Genomic DNA, 1,786 nt, shown 5'->3' with positions numbered 1-1,786 from the left:
AAAAGTCAAAAAGGGCTTTTTGGATCAGCCCCAATTTTTTTCGACTGGTTTCATATTTTTTTGGCACAAACAAACTGTAGAGCGGTTCAAAAGGAGTAAACATCATTTTTGTGGTCGATTTTGCCTTTTAGGCAGCTATATGGATGCTTTTGAGATGGATTTTGCGCAAGTTATGCGCAAGGGCTATTAGGCCAAACTCGGCTTTCACCTTCTGTTTACCTCGTAAATGGAACCGCCTGAACCCTTGATTCTTTTTTATATCTCCAAAGCAACTCTCCACCTCGATGCTTCGTTTTCGTTTCAATACATCCCCTTCTTCACTTTTAAGATTGTTGCGGGCTTGTTGCTTATAATGTTCAAGGGACTGATTGAAACTGATTGTACGGTTTGATGTTGAGGTCCCTTTACAGGCTTTTGCTAAAGGACAATCCTTGCAATTTTCACACTCATATAACCTGCTAAAGCTGATATACCCATTTTTACTACGATCTGTTTTGACGTAGCGAAAACGAAGTATTTTATTGTTAGGACAGATGTAACTATCGCTTGCCTGATCATAAGCAAAATTTTCTTTGCGGAATGGGTTTTCAACATATTTACGACTTCGTTCTCTATGATAGAATGGGAACTTTACGTAGGCCGCTATCTCCTTATCATCCATGATCTCATAGTTCTCCTGAGTGCCAAATATGCTATCGGCTATGATAGCAGCTGGTTCATGTCCTCCGTGTTGTTCAAATTGCTGAACATGGTCTTTAAAACAAGCACCATCGTTATTCTTTTGATGAACACTATATCCGGTGATAAACTGATCTTCACTTCCAATCAGCACATTATATCCTGGTAGCACCTCCCCGTTTTTCATCTTCATGGCAGTAGCATCTTCATCTGTTACACTATAGCCGCTCCGGTTCTCACTGATCAGCTGCTGCTGTTCATATTTATTTATACTAACCTGATGAGCAGACAGTTTTTTCTTTAGAGATGCTGCCTTACGTTTTAGCCGTTTGGATGTTGTTGTAGCAATAACTTTGTCAAGCCTGCTGCTTTGTGCTGCAATTTGTTCTTTTGTAACAGTCTGGCCGCTTGTTCCAGCGTCTTCCAGATCGTTTTTGCCATATTGGATTTGCTCTGCCTCATTGAGCTGATCAATCTGTTTGAACAGCTCTTTACACTTTTGCTCCGTGGCTGCCTGATAACGTCTGGCATTCTTCTTCCAAACCATCTTATATCTATTAGCGTCGGCTTCAAATGTAGAGCCATCACAGAAATAGTTTTCAAACCTGATATAGTCATGGGCCAGCAGGAAATCCAGCATCTGTTTAAAAAGTTCCTCAATCGTTGTTTTGAGTACTCCACTACGGAAGTTATTGATCGTGCGAAAATCAGGACGGTTGTAGCCTGCCAGCCACATGAAGGTCACATCCTGCCGTAAGGCCCTGGCGATACGACGCCCAGTGTAGATCTTAACCGCATAGGCATATAATAATACCTTTATCATCATCCTGGGATGATAGGCACTGGTGCCCCCTCCTACATATCCATTAAGTATGGCGGTAAGATCCATCTGATCAACAACTTCATTTACAATACGTACAAGATGTTGTTTGTCAATGAGTTCATCCAGATTAGGCGGCAATAACAAATTTTGCTGTGGAGCGTATTGTTTGAATACTTGTTTAGTCTTAGCTTTGGCCATGGTAATTTTTGAGTCGTATCTAAAATTACTAATCGGCCCTTTATCTACAAAGAGAAGGGCCGACCTTTTTGGTCAGCCCCTTTTTCC

General features: G+C 41.3%; 1 protein-coding gene. It reads right to left on the bottom strand.

The window, feature by feature from the left end; all coding sequences use genetic code 11:
• Positions 1-127 precede the first annotated feature (127 nt).
• Entirely contained in the window at positions 128-1,699 is a 1,572-nt protein-coding gene (locus BW716_RS34890) for an IS1182 family transposase (RefSeq protein ID WP_083730655.1), read from the bottom strand.
• Between the last annotated feature and the right edge of the window lie 87 nt (positions 1,700-1,786).

The organism is [Flexibacter] sp. ATCC 35208 (genome assembly GCF_001975825.1).
Classification (GTDB): domain Bacteria; phylum Bacteroidota; class Bacteroidia; order Chitinophagales; family Chitinophagaceae; genus Chitinophaga.
This window is presented reverse-complemented; position numbering and strand designations above follow the sequence as displayed.

Excerpts from the sequence above, each read along its gene's own strand:
- BW716_RS34890 (WP_083730655.1), bottom strand. The coding sequence starts at position 1,699 with ATGGCCAAAGCTAAGACTAAACAAGTATTCAAACAATACGCTCCACAG.